Here is a 21876-nt window from a genome sequence, read left to right as displayed (position 1 = left end):
ACATTTTAGCAACCGTTTGCATTGTTGCACATTTACATTGCGATATTAATCTATATCATGCTCGCCATTGGACGGTTTCGCAGGGATTTGCGACCAAACACATCACAACTTAAAGAGTCATCTATTATGCGCAAATCACTTTTAGCTCTTGGCGTTGTTGCAGCAGTAGCAGCAGTTCCAGCATCAGCAGAATATCTATACGGCTTCGGCGGTGTATATCTAGACCACCAAAGCTGGGATCACGGTCCTAATGCAATTGAAAATGGCAAAGATGGTCGCAACCGTAACCAAGCTGTTCTTGGTCTTGAAGGCGGTGCGGGTTTCACTTGGGGTGAGATCTACGGTTTCTACGACCGTGAAAGTGTTGAAAAGAGCTCTTCAGAGCAGAAGAACTCAATGAAAGGTACAGCGCACGTTTATCTTGGTGATTCTGGTGTGAGCTTATACGGCCAGGTTTACCACCACGACAACCCAAACCAAAGCGAAACTAACCGCGTTCTTGGTCTAGGTTACACTGCGTTGCAAGGTGACAACTGGTTCTTCAAGCCATGGGTTGGTGTTCATGACATCACTTCTTGGGATTCTTTCTCACCAAACCAAAATGTTAACGGCAACAACGGCTACATGGCTGGTTGGACTGCGCGTTACGCGTTTAACTTAGGTGGTCAAGACTTCTCTTTCGTAAACTGGAACGAAATCGAATTTGATCGCAACGACGCTTACGCTCAAAATCAGGGTGGCAAAAATAGCGTCCAGGGCGCTGCAATCTTATTCTGGCACCCAACAAAGCACCTAGCGACTGGTATCCAATACCGTTACTTCAACAATAAGCTTGGTGTATATGGCGAATCTGGTCGTAAACAGCACTACGGCGACGCGCTTATCTACCGCGTACAGTACAACTTCTAATCCAATTTTTTGGATTGTAGAAAAGGCGCCTAATGGCGCCTTTTTTTATTCCTTGGCAATAATTTGCTATTCTTCACGTTCGTTTCCCTGTCACTGAGTATTATTGTGAATATCGTCATTCTGGGCCCCGGTGCTATTGGATCTTTATACGCCTATCATCTTGATCAAGCGGGCCATTCTGTCTCGGTGTGGGGATCACGCCACGACCAATATCATGAGTTTTCACTCGATAATCAGAGCGCAATTAGCTTAGTCAACCGTAGCTTATCGCATCTCGAACAATGTGAACTGCTTATTATCACCCTCAAGGCTTGGCAAGTGGAAACGGCGATCACGCCACTACTCGACGCGCTAGCAAACGACACCATAATTCTTTTTCTTCATAATGGCATGGGGTGTGTCGATCTGGTCGCCGAGCAATTACAGGGACATCCCATCTTGCTAGGGACATCCACACACGGTGCTTTGAAGCGCGATCGTCACCATATTGAGCACACGGGCAGAGGTCAAACCTTAATTGGCGCCTGGAATCAGCAAGGCGAACGATGCCAGTTTGTTTCTGATGTCATGCACCATGCCTTCGCTGAATGTGGCTGGACCAACAGCATCCAAAGCGCACTCTGGCAGAAGCTGGCCATCAACTGCGCAATTAACCCGCTTACCGCTCTACATCGTTGTCGAAATGGTGATTTGGGCACACCTCATTTTGAAACTGAACTGAGCGCCATCATTAGTGAGGTGCATCAAGTGATGCAAGCTGAACGCATTGATCTGCCATTAGCTGCACTTACCGAGACCGTTCAGACTGTCCTCAAAGCCACAGCGGCAAATTTTTCCTCAATGCAGCAAGACATTGAACACCAGAGAAAGTCTGAAATTGAGTTTATTACCGGCTATGTGCTCAAAATCGCCAAGCACCATCATATCGAAGTTCCCAATAACCAGCGCCTCTATTGCGCGATAAAAGACATAGAAAGCAGTTGGAGTAACCATGAGTAAACGTGTTTTGATACCAATAGCGTCAGGTACCGAAGAAATCGAAGCCGTGACCCTGATAGACACCTTTGTAAGGGCCGGCTTTGATGTCACCGTAGCCAGTGCTGATTTTGACGGAAGTCTTGCGGTAACGGCTTCGCGAGGGGTTATTTTAACAGCACAATGCAAGCTGGTTGATGTGGCTGATGACGAGTTTGATGCCATCGCTCTGCCTGGTGGCGTTACTGGTGCAGAAACATTGCGTGACAGTACTTTATTGGTCGAGATGCTTTTGCAACACAAGTATGAAGGCAAATGGCTCGCGGCGATCTGCGCTGCACCAGCTATTGTTTTGCAGCACCATAACCTATATCCCAATGCTCTAATGACCTGCCATCCAAGTTTTCAGTCTCATATCCCAACAGACAATTGGCGCCCAAAACGAGTCACGGTAGACATAAATCATCACCTAATTACCAGTCAGGGCCCGGGTACCGCACTTGAGTTTGCAATAGAGATCATTATCGCTTTGTGCGGCAAAGAAAAAGCATGGCAAGTAGCCGAGCCTATGGTAACAAACCCGACCCTCCACTATCACAAGATGGGAAAAGCCAATGACTGATTTACACAATATTAGAGCGCAGTTCCCCGCGATTAAAGGTGATGTAATTTACCTTGATAGCGCTGCCACAACACAAAAGCCTCAAGCGGTAATCGATTGTGTGAGTGAATACTATCAAAATCAAAACGCCAATGTTCACCGAGGCAGTCACTCGCTAACAGCACTGGCCACAGATAGATTTGAAAAGGCAAGGCGCATTGTCGCGCGTTTTATCAACGCCTCGTCCCCTAACGAAATCATCTGGACACGTGGAGCCACCGAAGCGCTCAACCTGATTGCGCAAACCTACGCTCGCAGCTCACTAAAGGCCGGTGATGAAATACTCGTCTCCGAAATGGAGCATCACGCCAATATTGTTCCTTGGCAGATCGTTGCAGAGCAGACTGGCGCGAAAGTCGTTAAAGTTCCTATCACCAAAGACTGCCAGATTGACATCGAAGCCTTTAAGTCCCTTATCGGTCGCAACACCAAAATTGTGGCCGTCGCACAGGTGACTAACGTCACAGGGACCGCTTTACCTTTAGAGCAGATTATCACCTTAACTCGAGCATGCAGTGAAGCGATTGTCGTGGTTGATGGTGCACAAGGTATCGTTCATCAACCTACCGATGTACAGTCATTGGATGCGGACTTTTATGTTTTCTCTGGCCATAAGCTGTACGCCCCTGCAGGTATTGGTGTGCTGTATGGCAAGTTGCACCTCCTAGAGGTCATGCCCCCTTGGCATGGTGGCGGCAAGATGGTTGAAAAAGTGTCTTTTGAAGGAACGACTTTTAGCGCGCTTCCAGGGAAGTTCGAAGCAGGCACTCCCAATGTGGCTGGGGTGTTGGCACTCGCTTGTGCTATCGACTGGTTATCACAGTACGATCACGACATGTTAGAAAAGCATGTGTCTGCACTGCAGCAATACGCTTATCAAGGGCTGAGTGAGCTAGACGATATTCGCATTATTGGCTTTCAACCCGGCGCCAGTGTCATTACCTTTGTAATGGATGGTGTTCACCATCAAGATATTGCCACCTTACTCGATCAGCAAAACATCGCCGTGAGGGCCGGACATCACTGTGCACACCCTTTGATGGATGCGTTAGGTCTTAAGGGCACTGTGCGTGCATCCTTTGCGATCTATAACACCAAAGAAGACGTCGAAGCATTCATAAAAGCCGTTAGCAAAGCGGTCGATATACTATGATTTTGTTCTGGGTAGGGATAACAGGGATCTAATGAGGCAGGATTCGGTTTGCCATAACCCGCGATCGAATCCTATTTTCTTTTCGAAGACTATTGCTGATTGGCCTGACTTAAAATCACTTCAACAATCGCTTTTAATCCGTTACCCCGTGAAGGGCTTAAGTGCTGGATCAGGTTCAGCTGTTCAAAATAACTCTCTAAATCAAACTCTTTAATCTGAGCAGACGTTTTTCCGTTAAAGGCGGCCAACACAATTGCAATTAAGCCGCGTACAATTCTGGCGTCCGAGTCAGCCTGAATATGCCAACGACCTTCAACCTGTTGCAAAGCTAACCAAACCGAACTTTCACAGCCAGCAACAAGTAGTTGGTCTTGTTTTAGCTTATCATCAAGTACAGGAAGCTTTTTGCCCCACTGAATCACTTGGCGATAGCGGTCCTCCCAGCCTTTAAGGCCCGTCATGGCGGCGACGATATCTTGCGCTGTGATCTCGCTACCAAATGGGTTGTTGATAATACCAGACATGATAGCCTCTACTTGCTTGCGTATTTTTGGATGAGTTTTTCAACAATGCGCGACACAGCAACAAAACCAAAAGTTGCCGTCACGACCGTTGCTGCGCCAAAGCCTGTGGCACAATCCATGCGCTTTGGGCCTTCAGCTGTCGACTTCACGCCACAAACACTGCCGTCAGCTTGCGGGTACTTAAGCTGCTCTGTCGAAAAGACACAATCAATGCCAAATTTTCGAGCGGGGTTCTTTGTGAAATTATGGTGACGACGCAGAGTATCTTTTAGCTTTTTGGCCAGCGGATCTTGTATGGTCTTAGTCAGGTCAGCCACTTTTATTTGAGTAGGATCAACCTGCCCACCAGCCCCACCTGTAGTAATCACTTTGATTTTATTGCTTTTGCAATAAGCTAGAAGCGCAGCCTTTGGCTTCATACTATCAATCGCGTCCAACACATAATCAAAGTCTTTCGAAATGTATTCGGATAGGTTTTCTGCACTGATAAAATCGTCAATCAAGTTAACTTTACACTCTGGATTAATAAGTTTAACTCGTTGCTCCATCATCTCGATTTTGCTTTGACCAATAGTTCCCGACATCGCATGAATTTGACGATTGATGTTGGTGACACAAACATCGTCCATGTCGATCAATGTCAACTCACCAATACCGGTTCTTGCTAAAGCCTCTACTGCCCAAGAGCCCACACCACCAATACCAATAACACACACATGAGCGGCACGTAATATCTCCACTTCGGAGTTCCCGTAAAGTCGACGGGTGCCACCAAAACGTTGGTTGTAGCTGTCAGAAGCAGAATCATTAAGTTCGCGCATTACGAATACCCAGCAAGCGTAAAAAAATAAAGAGTGCGATTTATACGCACTCTTTATTAAAAAATCAACTTCTACACCGCCTGTTACTCTGTTTGCGTTGGTGTTTCTGTTGGCGCTTCAGGTGTTTCTGTTGGCGCATCTTCTGTCTCTTCGGGTGGCATCGCCCAAGGGGTTTGCGTGGGTGAGTTTTCTAGCCCGAGCTTCCAGACTCGACCAAAGTGACGGTAATGCCCAGCTTGTGTTCCGGCATAGTCGCCCATTCCATGATACAAATCGAAGTGATTACCTTTTACCGCACCACCAGTATCGAGAACAATCAGCAAACGCAATTCGTGTGCACCACTCCAACTACCATCGGCGTTTAGCAAAGGGACTTCAGCTAAAATTGGGGTACCCATTGGAAATGCAGTGCGATCACCCGCTACCGAGGCCATTGGTAATAACGGGATCCCAGCAGTTCCTGTTACCGGAGCCGCTGAGCGTGGCTGGAAAAAAACAAAAGACGTGTTTTCTTCTAAAAGCGCTTGAACGGTTGCATCATCTTGTGTTTCAACCCAGTCTTTAATCGCCTTTAACGACATTTTCTCTTTAGGGATCTGCCCCTGCTCTATCAAAACACGGCCAATGCTGACATAGGCTTTGTTATTTTTCCCGGCATAAGCGAAATACTCTAACGTGTCATCATCTTCAAAATGCACAAAGCCACTACCTTGAATTTCCATGATAAAAGGATCAATGAGGTTTTCTGCATAACCGAGCTCTAAACCTTGGCCGTTGAGGGCTCCTGCGTAAATTTCCGCTCGTGTCGGACACTCTTCATCGCACTCAGGTAACCCATAAACAGGATATTTGAACGTTGCGTCAGGTTGATGTCTTAGCTCCATCACCGGCGAAAAATAACCCGTAAACAGGACATTCCCCTTATTGTCACCTCCGCCCATTTGGGCTGACTGAACGCCGTATTGTGCTAACTGTTTAGGGTCACCACTTTGCTCAGCCCATACTTTAAGCTGCTCATAAAGAGGCGTATAAGTCTCAGCCATAGAGGGTGAATTGTTGGTCACTTGCTCAGCTTGACGTGCAAAAGTAGTAAAATTGCGAGGCTGGTTTGACTCAATCTGCGTGGTTTGATTGAGAAGGGCGGTTAATTCGCCATCCTTATATTGCTGTGCTCGCTCGGTAGGTTGAGCACATCCAAAAATAATGAGTACAGATGCTAACGGTAAAAGTCGTTTTATCAAGTTGTTATCCCTCAGAGTTGATGCATTCAGAATGGCAAACTCCAAAGGAAATCTCAATGATTAGCGTAATTAACGTAGGTTTTTTTTGTGTTTTCCTGACAATACAAACAAAGGGCTGTAATAGGTTGGTGAAACCTTGCGCATTTCAGTCTTTGTCTCATTGATGATCTGATAGCGATGCTCGACTCCGCCTTGCTGATAACTCAGCTCATTGCCATCCCAGGCAAAATCGGTTGCGACAATGCGGCTGTTCACTAACACGCCTAATGGGCTCAAAGTAAAGGCATCAGTGCTAAAGGGAGCAGCGCCTTGCTCTGTCCACGTACCGAATACCATCGACTTCGGATTGTTGTATTCTTTAAATCGCTGGTAAAGGTCACTGTATAAGCTGGCAACCGCAACGGTTCCGATTAAAGCCAGTAGTAATAATGAGCGCTCTAACCATTTATTCGGGCGAAGCGCGTCTTCTACAATCACTTCGTTAGCAATACCATCGGTATTTGATCCCATACCACACCTTAGACACCTTTCTTAAGAACCTATCACTTTACGTTTATCTGAAATAATTAGGAATCTAGTCTCGTATTTATTTGCGCTTGCTTCCAAAAATTTACACTTGCACTTATCTGAATAAAAAGTCATTATTTAAGCATAAATATAAAGGAGTTATCTGAGTGAAAATACGCAGCACCGCACTGGTCGAAGGGTTTCGACAATCTACCCCTTACGTTAATGCCCATCGTGGTAAGACAATGGTCATCACGTTGAGCGGTGAGGCCGTCGCGGATAAAAACTTTGCTAACATCATCAGCGATATCGCTTTATTGCATAGTTTGGGTGTAAAACTGGTTCTCGTGCATGGTGCCAGGCCACAAATAAACCAAATACTGCAAAGCAATAACTACCATGCGCCTTACCACAAACAGACTCGTGTAACCGACGAGCAATGCTTAAACTATGTCATGCAAGCAACGGGGCAGCTGCAACTTGCCATTACAGCTAAGTTGTCGATGAGCCTAAACAATACGCCTATGGCTGGCACACAACTTAACGTTGTGAGCGGCAACTTTGTCATTGCCCAACCACTCGGTGTCGATGATGGGGTGGACTATTGTCATAGTGGTAAAGTCAGGCGCATTGATACCCAAGGTATTAACCGAGTATTAGAGCAAGGCTCGATTGTGCTCCTCGGGCCCGTTGCTGGCTCTGTGACTGGCGAATCGTTCAACTTACTATCAGAAGATGTCGCGACTCAAGTTGCCATCAAACTAAAAGCCGAGAAGCTAATTGGGTTTTGTTCTGAGCAAGGGGTGCTTGATCGAGAGGGCAACGCCATTGCCGAGTTGTTCCCAAGCGAAGCCGACGATATCTCTGCTCGATTGGAAAAGCAACAAGACAAGGACAACAGCCCAGATAATGGCATTTTGCGCTTTCTACACGGAGCCAAAATGGCTTGTCGTGCAGGTGTGCCCCGCTGTCATCTAATTAGTTACAAGCTTGATGGTGCACTAATTCAAGAACTGTTCTCGTTTGATGGCATTGGAACTCAAATGGTTATGGCAAGTGCAGAACAAGTCAGACAAGCTAACATAGACGATATCGGCGGCATATTTGATCTTATTCGACCTTTGGAAGAACAAGGAATTTTGGTTCGACGTTCACGAGAGCAACTTGAACAAGAAATCCATCAATTCACATTGATCGAGAAAGATGGTTTGGTCATCGGTTGCGCGGCACTCTACCCCTACCCTGATGAACAAATGGCAGAAATGGCCTGCGTGGCGATTCACCGGGACTACCGAGATGGCAATCGCGGCGCAGTGCTGCTCAACCACATGAAGCATCAATCAAAAGCGAAAAAGATCGAACAAATCTTTGTACTTACGACTCACAGTCTGCACTGGTTCCGAGAGCAAGGCTTCCATGAAATTGGGGTTGAATCCTTACCTATGGCAAAGCAAGATCTCTATAATTATCAAAGGAAATCAAAGATTTTGTCGCTAAAAGTCTATTAGACGCTGCAAATGCAAATGCAAATGATTGAATGAAATTATTTGCATTTGCTCCTTTCATTCGCGGGTCAACTTGGTTAAAATTCCAACAAACGCAAGCAGTATTTGCGACAGGACTCTCAGTATTCATGCGATTTTTGGTGAACTGAGCGTGCACGGATTGCTACAAACACCACGTGTTAAGTAATTAAGAGCAATGTCTATGCGCACCATCATTTGTAATTCCACCCAGAGTTTCTGGGATATGGCAGAAAACCATTTTCTCCGCGGACTGAACGTTCACTGCGTGTTTCCTGCAAGTGAACCAATCCGCTCACTGATACTCCTTTATCAAGAACAGTACCAAATCAATACCATCACTTTTACCGAGGCTTTTGACTAACCACCATCTGCCAAGCTCACCAAGGACGGTGTCGTTCTACCCTTTTCCTGCCAACTTATCTATTAAGCCACTGTGCCTTACCGTCACCTGACGGATCCCCTTAGCCAATACGCTCGCATCCGCAATAAGCGACAACTGATGCTTGGCCCTAGTTATCCCGGTATATATCAACTCTTTGGTTAAAATTGGCGAGTAGTCCGCGGGCAACAACAAGAAGGTGTGTTCAAATTCACTTCCCTGCGATTTATGAATGGTCATGGCATAAGCCGTCTCGTGTTCAGGCACGCGACTTGGCAGTACCGATTTGATTGAACCGTCAGGTAACTCAAAAAAAACTTTAAGCCTAGGTACCTCACTCGAGTGATCCCACATACAAAGACCAATATCCCCATTAAAAAGCCCAAGTCCGTGATCGTTTTTTGTCACCATAATTGGGCGTCCCTGATACCATGTATCGTCCTTGTTAACGATAATGCCACGTTGCTTTAAACGCCCTTCAATACGTTGATTCACGCCTACGACTCCAAAATCTCCCTCGCGTACTGCGCACAACAATCGGTTCTTCGCAAAAAGGTTAAGAGCGGCCAGAGCGTGTTGATGCTGCCAATTAAGCAGTGGCTCCCCACGCAAGTTAATCTCAGGTTCTTCGGCAATCGCACTGATATAGGGACGATATACCGACGCCATCCTAGCGATCAACTTTTGATACGCATCGGCACTAAGCGGTTGCCACTCAATATCGTTAAATCCCTGCTCCCAAACTCGGCGAAAGCCTGGCACATCGCCATTGTTCACGCTCTTCGCCAGTTGGCCTATTCCTGATCGGGCGTCAAATCGATAGCTTTTTTGCAACACACATAAGCTGTCACCGATTGCCGAACCACCTAGTCTGGACTCCAACGAGCAATCAAACTGAGTCAGACGCCTGATCGCATCATTTTGCTCACTACTGTAGCCGTGCTCGGTAAATGCACAGATATCCGCCAGTACTGCTCCGGCTTCAACCGACGCCAACTGATCTTTATCCCCTAGCAGGATCAGCCTTGCATGTTTCGGAAGAGCTTGCAGCAATTTGTACATCATGGACAAGTCCACCATAGACGCTTCATCGAGCACTAACACATCTAAGTGAAGCGGGTTTTTGCTGTTATGACGGTATTCGGCCTGATTCGGGATTGCTCCCAGCAAGCGGTGCAGTGTACTCGACTCCGTTGGGATCTGCGCTTTGACTTCTGGATCAATGGCCAACTGATTTAACGCTTTACCTATCGATTCTGTTAATCGTGCAGCGGCTTTTCCGGTTGGTGCCACCAACTTAATCGACAGGCTCTGCTGCTGTTCGTTACCTTGCTCTACCAGAGCCGCAAGCAATTTTGTCACCGTGGTGGTTTTTCCTGTACCCGGCCCTCCAGAGATCACGGCAAAACGCCTTGTTAAGGCAACCGCTGCCGCAACTTTTTGCCAGTTAAGGCAAGCGGTAAGGGGGATGATCTCAGAAAGCTTCTCAAGGTGTTGTGATGTCTTGGCCTGAGCAATCACGTCTTCAACACGTTCCCAGTTGATAACATTCGGGGTCGTAATATCGAGATAGTCACACACCACTTGCTGACGCTTTACTTGTGTCGAGCCCAAGGCACTTTCTTGCGCTAAACGTTCAAACAAGTAGCCGTACTCTCGGGAAAAGAGTCGATCCAGTAAGCTTGCCATTTTTTCAACTTGTGATGGCGACATAGTGATCGGCATCGCCAAGTTATACAAACGCTGACCAATACGCTGCTCGTAATCAAAATAGCGTTGCAAGTAGAGTCGTCCTGACTGCCAAACTAACGGTGAAGCCCCATCCCCCACATCATCAATAGCAATGGTGCTTGAAAGCTGAACGACGCTCTGCCAATCAGTCTTCGCGACGCGCTCATCAATCAATTGGGCCAATTCGCCATAAACATTAAGCTGCGCGCTCGCTGTTAGTTGCGATGAAAATATCAACGGCAAACAGATATGCCCCTGCCCTAGCTGCTGACTGAGCAAAGCGGCAAGAAACATCACCTCATCAGTGCAATGGCGCTCAATTGCGCCAATAAATTTTGCAAACTGCCAGTCGAGCGGACGAATAGCCTTTTTCTCAAAAAGTAGCGCGAGAATAGATGGATAATCTGGTGATTGGTTTAACATTAAAAGTCCATTCCTAACTGTTCATTTGCTGCTGCTGTCTGAATTTTTTTCCCCGAAATCAAATTATCCAACTCGTTCAGCAGCTCTTTCTTAGGCTTTGCGTGGAAAATCCCCGTATCACCCACACCATCAATACCGCGGAGGAAAAGATAGTACACGCCACCGAAATGTTGTTTGTAGCTATAATTCGCAACCCGTGATTTTAAGAAACGATGCAGCGCCAAGGCGTAAATTTGATATTGCAGATCGTAACGATGATCAATCATTGCCTGCTCTAGTTGAAATTGTTGATAGTGACTGGGATCATCCCCTAAGTGATTGGATTTCCAATCAAGAACATAATATTTCCCCTCGTGTTCAAAGACCAGGTCAATGAAACCTTTCAACATGCCACGCACGGTTTTAAAACCTAGAGAAGATGCCCTTACTGACAGCTCATCAAACTTTTGAATGACGCTATTTAATGAGATGGCATCGAGCACCTCAATTGGCAGTAAAAATTCCATCTCGACTAAGCGCTGATCTTTACCTTTACTTCTCAAGGTCATCGACTGGCCATCCAGCGGCTTGTCTAAAACACGATCAACCATATCCTGAATTACGGGCAACCAGTGATCTGGGTATTGTTCCTTTTCAAGCAGGTGTGCGATTATGGACTGGTTGGCTTCTGAATAGGAAGACAGGGTAAACTCAACCTCCTCAAAAATCGTGTGTAAGAAAGTCCCGGGTTGTGCGCCTTTAGGAAAGTGATAAATATTCACCTCAGGCTCAACCACTTCATCATCGGACTGCTCATCTATCGAATCAATGTCCAACCCTGAAGCTTCAATGAGCACTTCATTGTCGTGATGGTGATGACCTTGTTTAACAATGCCTGAGTAACTGGTAATTCTCCAATCACTATCAATGTCACAACTAAGCGATTGTGCTGTTAACTCTTCAGTACTGCTCTGATTGTCAATATATTGCTCTGAGTCGCCCACTGGAGGTTGGCAAATCTCGATCGCCTGATGATAGCCTTGCAGCTTAGTTAACGCTGATTGCAGCTCTGCCACTCCTCCCTCGAGAGCATTTTGAAGCAGGTACCCCATGGCACTTCTATGAACCCCGGTGGGCTCTTTGCTCGAACGGCCGTTGCGTATTGGTGCTACACCGACAAAGCAGCCGTACACGGCACGTGTAATCGCCACATAGATTAAGCGCAAATCCTCAGCAAGGCGCTCTTTATCGGCTTGTGCCAATGCCTCGCGTGACTGACGAAGATCCAGGGTCGACTTCTGCAACATTTCATCGTAATACTTGGCTTCGCTGGCTTCTCGATAACTCAATACAAATGGTAGGTAAACCAGATCATACTCCAACCCTTTAGACTTGTGGATGGTGATAATTTGCACCAAATTCTTCTCTGACTCAAGGCGCTGGATATGCTCTTCGGCCGCACTGATGCCCTGTTCGGCATCCTCAATAGCCTGACCAAACCAGCGCATTAACGCACTTTCGCTTTCTAGATCCTGCCTTTGAGCTTGCAACAATTCGCCTAAATGCAGAAAATCGGTGAGTAATCGCTCTCCACCCGATTGCGACAATAAACGACTCGCGATATCACGCGTGAAAAGTACTGAGCGTAACATGGGCAACACGCCGCGGCTTTGCCACAATAGACGGTAGCCGGTAAATTCCGCCACGATCTGCTCCCATAGGTTTTCATCATTGTTAAGGCTATCGAGTATGTCCGCTGACAGAGAAAATAGCTCTGAGGCCAATACGGCTTTAAGTAGTCGTTCGTCTTCCTGATACCACACACCTTGCAGCAGTCGCAGCATATCCATGGCGACGGTACTAGAAAAAACACTATCACGATTAGAGAGATACACGCTGGCAATACCTTTGTCGGCCAGTGCCTGTTTGATCAACTGACCTTCCGCTCCCGTACGCACCAAAACAGCAATATCTCCTGCCTTAATAGGGCTGGTTTTCTGGTCATTGATAAGTCGTGCTTGTCCCTGTTGAGCTTTGCTCAGCACTTGCATGATATGTTGCGCAGTGGCTATTGCCATCGTGTCCTGATAGTCGCCCTTCGACACAGGTTTATCCGCATCTTGTAACCAAAACTGAAGGGCTGGTTGCGGATTATCTTCTAATGTCCAGTGTCGGTTAGAGGCGACAGGGCTTGCGGACACGGGCACAAAAGGAATATCTTGGTCATAAATAAAAGGAGATGAGGCCTGTGAAAAGAGTTGATTGACGCAATTGACCATTGACTCACTCGAACGCCAGTTAGTGGCCAGAGTATAGTGATCCGTGACCTGATTTCTTGCTCTGATATAGGTAAAGATATCTGCGCCTCGGAAGCCGTAGATGGCCTGCTTAGGATCGCCAATCATAAACCAGCCGCACTCAGGGTGCTTGAGGTAAACATCGCTGAATATCTGATATTGAAGTGGGTCGGTGTCTTGAAATTCATCAATCATCGCAACTGGATACTGACTGCGTATCTTCTCAGCCAATAAATCACCATTGTCCAACGACAACGACGCCGAAAGTTGCGTTAGTAGATCATCAAATGACAACCACTGCTTTCTTTGTTTTGCTTGTGAAAGTGCCTGACGGCAGTGCCCTATGGCGATCGCCAATAGCGGTGTTTTTAGCTCTGGTGGCTCGGCGAGAAACTTTTCGATTGCAGAAAATACCGAGTGAACAGGTGGCTCTCCTTTCGGTGTTTTGTCTATCAAAACGGCCTGAGAAAACCTTTCAATCACATCTGGGTAATAATAATCAAGAGTCTCCTGCTCAGCCCAACGAGTAACATTGTCAATCCATGTAGGCAGTGACTTTTTGGTGTAGCTGCGTTTATTTACCCCCGAATCGCTAATGCAGCCCAGAATATCTTTCGTTGCTTCGAGCCAGGTACGCTTAATGTCTTGAATAGCCTTTAAGTTATCTTGGTGAAGCTGATGCAAGTCTTGCGCTTGACCAGTCCCTTGTAGGTCAACCTCTGGCCCCGTTAAATAACGACCTATATCGGCTAGTAGGGCTGACGGTGTGGACCATAGCTTACGAACCTCACTGGTCAATTCCATGGACAGTGGGTAAAAATGACTACGCCAGAAATCTGCGACCACTTGAGCCTTTAAACGAGTCTCATCGGTGATGAACTCGTTGTTAAATCGAGATCCCGATTCAAACGCGTTTTGAGTAAGGGTTCTTTGACAAAAACCATGAATGGTGTAAACCGCGGCTTCATCCATTTGGCGCTCTGCTTGAAGCAAGGTATTGACAGCAAAACGGCGATCGATAATTTGCTCGAGCAAAGGCGCTATGATGGGATCATCACTGCTCCCTCTGGCAAACGCAATGCGGGCTTGGTGAATACGTGCACGAATACGATCACGCAACTCAGCCGTTGCTGCTTCTGTAAACGTCACCACCAGAATTTGATCCACTGTCAAAGGTTGATGGTGACGAGAGCCCTCATCGCCATGACCTAACAATAATCTTAAATACAAACCCGCAATGGTAAATGTTTTCCCCGTACCTGCCGATGCTTCAATCAACCTTGCCCCGTGAAGAGGGAAAGAGAGCGCGTTCAATGAAACGGGGGGATTAATGTAACTCTTTGACATAAAGAAAAAACTCTATCGTTGTGAACCAAGATCTAAAACAGAACATTATTGGATATTTATTTAATTCTTCGCTATGGAATGGGATCTATTTCACGGACTCAAAGTCATTGGTTCTTTACTATCCGCGCATAGAATTTGTGGTCCCTCTGACCCTGTGGCCGTACAGTAAAATCCCTACATATAATAATTTCCTGGCGGCCACTCCCTTTCTCAATCACTCGCTGAATTTGGCTGATAAAACTCTTCGGGACTTTGACTAAAGGTTCGTGGAGCTTCAAGCACACGACAGGCCAAATGCTTCGCTGCTTGTGCAAGTTCTTCACTCCATTTAGGCCAAACTCGAGCAATATACACATTGCTTCCTTCACCCGTTGCCATAAAGCCCCCACAAAAACGAACTTCCATTTTAGTCAGCATTTTTTCATCATTTGGTGTCCACACTCCCCGACTGAAGTTGGCTTCCACTCCGGCCATTGCCGTTTCTGGAAAATAGGCCAGCGCCTCGTCTTGACCAGTGACGAAGAGATCGATCAATTCCTGCAAATAGCTCTGTGCTTGCTCAGTCGACAATGCGGGATAAATACGATGGACAATGCCATCTTTTTTATCATACCCAATCATATGAGTAACAATGACACGCTGATTGGCTAATGCGATGCTTGCAGATAAATGATCTATCCATGCACTTAAGTAATCATTGGCTCGCAAGCGACCACTTCGAAAACGGACCAAACCAGATTGATAAACGTTGGTGAGCCAGCCTTGTAAAGTGACACCTCTTTGCTCGGCGGTTAACTGGATGTTGATCTCTATATCGTCAACAGACTGCCCAGTTAAGTGACTAATCACCTCTGCTAGCTCCTTAGTTTGAGCTAGGTTCGCGGCATATTCCAACTCACCAAAATGCCCAACCGGCAAGTAGCCTTGCGCCTTTTGATTCTCGACAAAATGCTGCAAGTAACCCGTTTGCTCTTGTGTACCCACAGTGACTAAATCGGCTAACAAAGTATCCCTTAATTGGTAACTTTCCAGCCCATTTAGCGCAAATGGTTCATCGTCATCAATCAGATACTGATTTTGCTCGAATGACACCTTCAGCCTTCGATTGAAAAGATACTGAACAGGCAGCCGCCAAAAGCGTTGCAGCTCCGTCAAGTCCAATTCCAGCCGATGATGATCACTCAGCACGATTGGTGCTAGCTGAAATGCGTGGCGGCTTGTGTGTTTGTCGGCTGACGAACGACTCTGACTTGCGCTCGGTAACCATTCTTTGGCGTAGCTGCGATAGCCGTCATCACCTATACCATAATGAGCAGGGCTAAAAGGCACCATAGAATACTCTTGGCTGATTTGCTCAATCAGCTTTTCCCCAGATTCATCCACCGATAGGGCTTGGTCCCCCGTCAGACAATAATTTTGTTCACAGTACTCGGTTAATTCGGAGACCAGTACCGAGGGTACTCGCTCTGTATTATCCCAAATCGATCGTCCAACATAGCTGATATACAGGTAGTTCTGCGCTGACAACAGAGCCTCTAAAAAGAGATAGCGATCATCATCACGACGTGAGCGGTCACCTGGTTTAGTACGATTATTCATTAAATCGAATGTTTCCGGGGGCATACTGCGCGGATAGACGCCATCGTTCATGCCAAGCAAACAAACCGTTTTAAAAGGAATCGAACGCATTGGCATTAACGTACAAAAGTTGACCTGCCCCGCGAGAAACCTTTGGCTCACGCGAGCTCCAGATAACTTATCTAAAAAATACTGTCGGACAATTTTCGGAGATAACGCCTGCTCATAACGGGCATCGTTCAATTGGTCATTCAGATTTGCAACGGTGTCACGAATGGCCCTAACCACCATTTCACCTTCACTATCAACCAAAAACAGTTGCTCCACCAGCTCATGGATGATTGCGCGCCAATGGTTCGCCGATTGGGAATTCGACAACTGACAACGAAAATAATCCACGGTATCGATAAACTGGGCTAGCTTACCGGCAATTTCTGCCTGCATCCCTTGTACTTGTTGATACGGTGCAATGTACTCATTATCAACAGACAATAATCCTGCCTGCTCATTCATCGCATAACCCGCTAACATTCTTTGTATACCAAACTTCCAGGAATTCTGGTTTAGTTTCGGCAAGTCAAACTCACCCGCGGTGGATTCATCTAACCCCCAACGGATCTGCGACTCTTCGACCCATTGTTTGATCACTCGATAGTCATGTTCGTTGAGGTCAAACCGTGCTGATATTGCTGGTACTTCTAACAGCTCTAACAGCTCGCTTGACGTGCAACGCATTTCCGGTAACGCCAACAATTGATTAAAGGCATTAAGAAGTGGGCTCTCTTTATCGGCAGTGCGATCTGAGATAGAGAAAGGAATATAGCGTTGGCCTGGAGCATTACCAAAAACCGCTTGAATCGCCGGACTATAGCTATTAATGTCGGCGACCATCACAATAATGTCTCTTGGCTTAAGCTCAGGATCGCTATCAAACATCGCCAACAAATTATCGTGCAGTACTTCAACCTCTCTCATGGCACTATGACAGCGGTGAATCGTCAAAGAACGATCGTTTTTGTGAATTTGTGGCTTATGATTTGAGCATAATATCTGGTCGTCGTTTTGATGTTCTTCTAGATTAAAAATGTCCGATTGGATATGTTGTAGCAAGCTGATTTTGTCAATATCAACAAAAGCTTCAATTTCGTGAGATTCGAGTTGTGACAGCAAATAAAGGTTATCTCGGCCGAGTTTACCCATCGACGCTAACAAACTATTGCCAACGTCACTGATGTGCATCTCATCCTCTAAATTATCTTCAATGCTGCCTTTTAGCTGAGCAACGTTTTGGTCCTCTTCACGGAATTTCAAACCATCAGGGCTGCCTTGCCACTCTAAATGGTTCCGATGCCGAGCTGCCAACTTAGCCAAATATTTTTTGTCACGTACATCTCCCCAATAATAACGGCAGGGATTGGTGAACATTAGGTGAACATCGATGTGTTGTCCTAATGCCTTTAAGGCATCGAGATACCGGGGAGGAAGCGAGGATATACCAAAGACAAACAAACGCTTAGGCAATGTCAGCCCCGCGTCTCGGCGATGGTTGAGCGAGTCAATAAAGTGTTCGTAAAGGTTGGCCCTATGATACGGGGATTGGTCTAGATTGACAGTATGATCATAAAGAGCTTGCCACAATTTTGGTTGCCACGGTTGTTCATCACTTAGCTCAGCAATATCAATGCCCGACTCCCAACTTGCTATCCACTCAGGTCGGTACACTAAATATCCGTCGTAAATATCGGCAATTTTTTCCGCCAATTGATAACACTTGGAGCCATCGTCATCTTCGGCTAAGTAGCTTGCAAGTGGTGCAAAATCAGGATCTTGTAGATGTTGGGGCAGTAGCTGCATGACTTTCCATGTCATGGCTTCTTTGTTGAACGCGCTCCGTGCTGGTACATCATCGAGCACTTGCGTAAACATGTCCCAAATAAAAGTGGCGGGGAGTGGAAAATTAAGATTAGCCGCGACCCCCAACTCTTGCGCTAACGCCATTTTTAACCACTGTGACATGCCAGGGCTTTGCACTAGTATCTGCTCTTGTTCAAATGGATTTGCAAGTGGCTCTCGCTTGATGAGCGCCACTAACAACGATTTCAAAACATCAATTTGATTGGAGTGATAAATAGTAAACAAAAGGGTGCTGCCTTTAACTGATTGTCCTCGTTAAAGATTAACACATTCTGAACAGTCTCTATCAGTGATTTATAGTGCTTTTTGCTTCATAGGTAGATAGGCCCAAAAATAACGCAATGCCACGTAGCTCACCACGATAGTCGCGATAATCAGTTCAATATTGGCCAGCCAATGGATCTGTTTTACCGCGCTATTTGAGGCCCCAACCGACACCATCCACGCTTCGAGTTTATAAAGCGCCGTTGCTCCGATAACCATAGGGAAGGTAAACGCCGCATATCCAGGACTAAAGGGTAACTGCAGTAGCTTAATGAATGAGATGTAAATCACTAGAGTCATTAGTACCGCGATACCAAATAACAGCGCCACTAATACTGCTGATGGCGTGGTACTGACACTCAGATACCCTGCCAAAGACAAACTGGCTGGCGCCGCCAATATCGCTAATGTTGGTTTAGCGGCATCAGGGATCTCATGAGCAAAAACCAAACGATAGATCATCGTGGGCAACATCACGGCATACATGCCAATGCCGAAAACAAGAGCGCCAGTCGCAAGCGGCTCTAAAGCAACATTGCCGGAATAAGATACATCGGCGACCACGATGCCAATAGGTGGTATAAACCAGCTCGGTATCATGTGGTGCAATTCAAATTCTCGACTGCGATGGTAAATAAAACTGATCAGAAATAACATGTGCAACATGACGGCCAACAGCCACATGGCGTCACCCCACATTGGTGAAAACTGACCGATGCTGTTTGAAATCACCATGATCGCCATGGCATATGTCGGTACAACGCTGCCGACAACGGGGTGCGCCAAATCGGCGCGCAGACAATGGTGATGAAAGATGAATTTGTAAGTCAATATCGCAATGAGGATGCTGGCGACAGCCGCCCCTGCCCACTGGACAACATTACCGCTGTCGAATACGTTCTCCCAGCTCCACCCTAAGCTCGCAATCCCGAGAGCCAAACCAGCCATCGGCGTTGGCGCACTTTGAATGTTACGATGCAAGCGTTTTAACGTGGTAACCATGACATGCCCTCAATTTCTAATGGGGGTATTTTACCTCCCGCCGTGGTTTATATATATTGAATAAAATCAAACAAGGGTTAAGTTAACTTAAACATGGCAAATTCAATTTCCTTAAAGCAGCTGCGTGTGTTTGTGACCGTAACTCAACATCAAACACTGACAACCGCCGCCGACGCTCTTTTTCTATCCAAAGCGGCGGTAAGCATGTCTCTTGCCGAACTTGAAAAGCAGCTTGGTCACGCTCTCTTTGATCGTATTAACAATCGATTGATATTGAACCAAGAAGGTAAGAAGCTACTGCCTTTAGCCGATGAACTGCTCAACCGCGCTGGCGACATTGATTTACTCTTTCAAGAGGGACATGATTTAACCGGACTATTACGTATTGGCGCCAGCGATACCATTGGCAATCAGGTTGCACCTTTTCTTCTCAGTCAGTTTCGCCCCTCGCAACCTCACAATACTCAGCAGCTGTTTATTTCAAACAGTGCACAAATCTGCCAAAAGCTGGTCGACTACCAGCTCGATATAGGATTAATAGAAGGTAAAACGCTGCATAGCGAACTTGAGAGTATCCCGTTTAGTGAAGACGAGATGTGCATTATCGTTCACGCTAACCATCCGTTAACTCAGCGCCCTCAAGTCGCATTAGCAGAGCTCGAAGCCAGTCATTGGATTTTGCGCGAACCCGGCTCTGGAACTCGTGAGTTTTTCTTACGCGCCGTTGCACCACGCATTGAAATCTGGCACGAGGTATTTGAACTCAACACGACCGAAGCCATCATTAACAGTGTCAGCGCTGGTTTGGGTTTGGCTTGCTTGTCCAAATTATCCGCTCAGGCGGCACTTAACGATGGAAGAGTGGCTCAGATCTCCGTTTCATTGGACATGAGACGACGCTTTTGGTTGCTCGTACACAAAGAGAAGTATCAAAGCCCACTATTGAAAAACTTTATGTCTTTTTGCAAACAGTGGGATATTTCAGCAATCAGATCTCAGAATTGACGGCTTAGCTGGACAAGCCCAGCTCACATCTGTATAAAAAGACAGTATAAATTGAGACCATATTAGAGGATTAACCATGGCTGTAATCGTCAAGTACGTGGTGGAACGCAACGGAGAAGAAAAGATGACTTTTACCTCTAAAGCTGAAGCTGACGCTTATGACAAGATGTTGGATATGGCAGATGAACTGTTCAATCTGTTAAGTGAGAGCAAGTTGCTGGAAGACGAAGGTAAGCAAGAAGAGCTGTCTTTGTTCCTAGCGCAACGTAAAGAAGAGGTTCTTTATGCATTGGGCGCTAAACGCAAGCCGACGCCTAAAAAACCTAAAGCAGTTGAGACAGAAGAAACAAACAACGACGAAGCGGCTTAAGTTAGCCGCTTACAATGTTAAAGCCAACGCGTACGACCGTATGCCGTTGGCTTTTCTTTTTGGAGAAAAGTATCTCTAAAAAGACAAAGGATATCGTTTTACAGACTTTTCCCTATTTTGCTCTTTAATCTCTTCACATCCCTCTTTAAGATGGAACGCAATATAAAGCATCAAGGATCACATTGATGCAATTAGACGCATTCTATTATGGAGAACGACAAATATGGCAGCTTTTTCACTGGCTTTTGGTACCGCGACTAAAAATCGTGACGGAAAAATTATCGAAGCATTTTTCCCACACCCGCGACTCGCACCAAACGAAGCACTGCTTTCTGACCTTTCTAAAGTGGTTGGTGACACACAAGGTAACCAAACCATTGAGGTGACTGCCGAGCAAAGCGCTGAACTGGCGACTGTGTTTGCGTCTCATGATGATCAACAAAATGCAGCATTCGCACAAAAAGCCGCTCTATCGGCTCTACCACTTGTATTAGTTGTTCTTTCTACAGACGAGAAACCTCAGTCTGTTGCGGAAGGTTTTTTGAAACTTCAACTGATTTCGAATCGATTGGTTCAGCCGCACGGCACTGTACTTGATGGTATCTTTGGCTTGCTCCACAACATCGCTTGGACCAACCAAGGGCCAATCGATTTGCCAGAGCTTGCGGATCGTCAAATCGAAGCTCGCCTTGCAGGTCAAGCTCTTACTGTCGATTGCGTAGATAAATTCCCTAAAATGGTGGATTACGTGGTACCGACAGGTGTACGTATTGCTGACACTTCACGTGTTCGCCTTGGCGCTCATGTGGGCGAAGGCACAACGGTTATGCACGAAGGCTTCATTAACTTCAATGCTGGCACTACTGGTGTGAGCATGGTTGAAGGCCGTATCTCTGCAGGTGTTGTCGTTGGGAATGGTTCAGATATCGGTGGCGGCGCTTCTATTATGGGTACGCTATCTGGTGGCGGCACTGTTGTTGTTTCTATTGGTGAAAACTCACTTCTAGGTGCCAATGCTGGCCTTGGGTTCCCGCTAGGCGATCGTTGTACTGTTGAATCTGGCTTATATGTAACCGCCGGCTCAAAAGTTCGCATGTTAGATGCAAACGGACAAGAAGTTGAAGTCGTTAAAGCGCGTGATCTTGCAGGTAAATCGGACCTACTATTCCGTCGCAACTCTGTCACGGGTCAGATCGAGTGTTTGACAAACAAAACAGCAGTCGAACTAAACAGCGAATTGCACAGCAATAACTAAGAATATCAAATAGAG

General features: G+C 46.4%; 17 protein-coding genes. 9 read left to right on the top strand and 8 right to left on the bottom strand.

Features of this window, described 5'->3' with window-relative positions; genetic code table 11:
* Window positions 1–126 precede the first annotated feature (126 nt).
* From LNL84_RS13245 to csdA, 4 genes are all read left to right on the top strand, one after another.
* Window positions 127–909 (top strand): outer membrane protein OmpK, encoded by a 783-nt coding sequence (locus LNL84_RS13245; RefSeq protein ID WP_244358045.1) that lies wholly within the window; start codon window positions 127–129, stop codon window positions 907–909.
* A 105-nt stretch (window positions 910–1014) separates the two neighbouring features.
* Window positions 1015–1908 carry a 2-dehydropantoate 2-reductase gene (gene panE, locus LNL84_RS13240; RefSeq protein ID WP_244358044.1) on the top strand — a complete coding sequence of 298 codons (894 nt, stop codon included), beginning with the start codon at window positions 1015–1017 and terminating at the stop codon, window positions 1906–1908.
* On the top strand, window positions 1901–2506 hold the full coding sequence (locus LNL84_RS13235) for a DJ-1 family glyoxalase III (RefSeq protein ID WP_244358043.1): 606 nt from the start codon (window positions 1901–1903) through the stop codon (window positions 2504–2506). Before panE ends, LNL84_RS13235 begins: the two co-directional genes overlap by 8 nt.
* Window positions 2499–3698 (top strand): cysteine desulfurase CsdA, encoded by a 1200-nt coding sequence (csdA, locus tag LNL84_RS13230; protein ID WP_244358042.1) that lies wholly within the window; start codon window positions 2499–2501, stop codon window positions 3696–3698. The genes LNL84_RS13235 and csdA overlap by 8 nt, the downstream gene beginning before the upstream one ends.
* An 89-nt stretch (window positions 3699–3787) precedes the next feature.
* Here csdA and csdE read toward each other — a convergent pair whose 3' ends face one another.
* From csdE to LNL84_RS13210, 4 genes are all read right to left on the bottom strand, one after another.
* A complete protein-coding gene (gene csdE / locus LNL84_RS13225; protein WP_244358041.1) occupies window positions 3788–4222 on the bottom strand; it encodes a cysteine desulfurase sulfur acceptor subunit CsdE in 435 nt (144 codons plus the stop codon).
* An 8-nt stretch (window positions 4223–4230) separates the two neighbouring features.
* Window positions 4231–5043 (bottom strand): tRNA cyclic N6-threonylcarbamoyladenosine(37) synthase TcdA, encoded by an 813-nt coding sequence (gene tcdA, locus LNL84_RS13220; protein ID WP_244358040.1) that lies wholly within the window; start codon window positions 5041–5043, stop codon window positions 4231–4233.
* An 83-nt stretch (window positions 5044–5126) separates the two neighbouring features.
* On the bottom strand, window positions 5127–6284 hold the full coding sequence (mltA, locus tag LNL84_RS13215; protein WP_244358039.1) for a murein transglycosylase A: 1158 nt from the start codon (window positions 6282–6284) through the stop codon (window positions 5127–5129).
* A gap of 69 nt (window positions 6285–6353) precedes the next feature.
* Window positions 6354–6794, bottom strand: a complete 441-nt coding sequence (locus LNL84_RS13210) for a DUF2850 domain-containing protein (protein WP_244358038.1) — start codon at window positions 6792–6794, stop codon at window positions 6354–6356.
* Window positions 6795–6958: 164 nt separating this feature from the next.
* Between LNL84_RS13210 and argA the strand changes: the two genes are divergently transcribed.
* Both argA and LNL84_RS13200 read left to right on the top strand, forming a co-directional pair.
* Complete coding sequence (gene argA / locus LNL84_RS13205) at window positions 6959–8299, top strand: amino-acid N-acetyltransferase (protein ID WP_244358037.1); 1341 nt, start codon at window positions 6959–6961, stop codon at window positions 8297–8299.
* 199 nt (window positions 8300–8498) lie between these two features.
* Window positions 8499–8678 carry a hypothetical protein gene (locus tag LNL84_RS13200; protein ID WP_244358036.1) on the top strand — a complete coding sequence of 60 codons (180 nt, stop codon included), beginning with the start codon at window positions 8499–8501 and terminating at the stop codon, window positions 8676–8678.
* 36 nt (window positions 8679–8714) lie between these two features.
* Here the strand turns inward: LNL84_RS13200 and recD are convergent, their stop codons facing one another.
* The 4 genes from recD to LNL84_RS13180 all read right to left on the bottom strand — a co-directional run bounded on the left by recD (window position 8715) and on the right by LNL84_RS13180 (window position 19231).
* Window positions 8715–10850 carry an exodeoxyribonuclease V subunit alpha gene (gene recD / locus LNL84_RS13195; protein ID WP_244358035.1) on the bottom strand — a complete coding sequence of 712 codons (2136 nt, stop codon included), beginning with the start codon at window positions 10848–10850 and terminating at the stop codon, window positions 8715–8717.
* Complete coding sequence (gene recB / locus LNL84_RS13190; RefSeq protein WP_244358034.1) at window positions 10850–14473, bottom strand: exodeoxyribonuclease V subunit beta; 3624 nt, start codon at window positions 14471–14473, stop codon at window positions 10850–10852. The genes recD and recB overlap by 1 nt, the downstream gene beginning before the upstream one ends.
* A gap of 210 nt (window positions 14474–14683) precedes the next feature.
* Complete coding sequence (gene recC / locus LNL84_RS13185) at window positions 14684–18190, bottom strand: exodeoxyribonuclease V subunit gamma (protein ID WP_244358033.1); 3507 nt, start codon at window positions 18188–18190, stop codon at window positions 14684–14686.
* Window positions 18191–18259: 69 nt separating this feature from the next.
* On the bottom strand, window positions 18260–19231 hold the full coding sequence (locus LNL84_RS13180; RefSeq protein WP_244358032.1) for a TDT family transporter: 972 nt from the start codon (window positions 19229–19231) through the stop codon (window positions 18260–18262).
* A gap of 93 nt (window positions 19232–19324) precedes the next feature.
* Here LNL84_RS13180 and LNL84_RS13175 point away from each other — a divergent pair, with 93 nt between their 5' ends.
* The 3 genes from LNL84_RS13175 (at window position 19325) to dapD (ending at window position 21861) form a co-directional block, all read left to right on the top strand.
* Entirely contained in the window at window positions 19325–20236 is a 912-nt protein-coding gene (locus LNL84_RS13175; protein WP_244358031.1) for a LysR family transcriptional regulator, read from the top strand.
* Window positions 20237–20312: 76 nt separating this feature from the next.
* The gene (locus tag LNL84_RS13170) at window positions 20313–20606 is read left to right on the top strand and encodes a YebG family protein (RefSeq protein ID WP_244358030.1); all 294 of its coding nucleotides are present in this window, start codon (window positions 20313–20315) and stop codon (window positions 20604–20606) included.
* Between the two features lie 223 nt (window positions 20607–20829).
* The gene (gene dapD, locus LNL84_RS13165; RefSeq protein WP_244358029.1) at window positions 20830–21861 is read left to right on the top strand and encodes a 2,3,4,5-tetrahydropyridine-2,6-dicarboxylate N-succinyltransferase; all 1032 of its coding nucleotides are present in this window, start codon (window positions 20830–20832) and stop codon (window positions 21859–21861) included.
* The last annotated feature ends 15 nt before the right edge of the window (window positions 21862–21876 follow it).

Origin of the sequence: Vibrio gelatinilyticus (assembly GCF_022836845.1) — a bacterium.
Taxonomy (GTDB): domain Bacteria; phylum Pseudomonadota; class Gammaproteobacteria; order Enterobacterales; family Vibrionaceae; genus Vibrio; species Vibrio gelatinilyticus.
This window is presented reverse-complemented; position numbering and strand designations above follow the sequence as displayed.